Source organism: Rhodococcus sp. P4_F3_2 (assembly GCF_056401335.1).
Genome location: NZ_JBFUJN010000296.1, coordinates 1 through 369, shown reverse-complemented (window position 1 = coordinate 369; position 369 = coordinate 1). Strand labels below are relative to the sequence as shown.

1 protein-coding gene is annotated in these 369 nt (G+C 35.2%); it reads left to right on the top strand.

Translation table 11 applies throughout. From position 1 onward, the window contains the following. Nucleotides 1-101: 101 nt before the first annotated feature. The coding region (locus AC1DWA_RS33825) for a restriction endonuclease (RefSeq protein WP_477917926.1) at nt 102-369 on the top strand (268 nt) is incomplete at its 3' end.

Below are 369 nucleotides of genomic sequence, written 5' to 3'. Positions count from 1 at the left end.
GGACTGGAACAATGAATTGAAAAAAGGAGCAAAAGAAAAGCCTTTTTCGAAACATTTTTCTCCTTCACGAAACAAACCGAATGAACAGGAGCTTTCAATGAATGGATAATTTCATCACAAGTATTGGGTACTTTCTTGTTTTTGTCATCGTGTTTAAAGGTGCTCTTCTGCTTTATAAGACTCTTCAAACGCGTAAATATCAGAAGGCATTATTAAAAGCTGATATGCCTTATATCGATAAAATGGATGGTCGACAATTTGAAATATATTTGCAAATTCTTTTTCGACATTTAGGGTATCATCCAGAAGTAACCAAGCAATCTGGGGACTTTGGCGCTGATTTAGTCATGAAGAGAGATGAAAAAATCG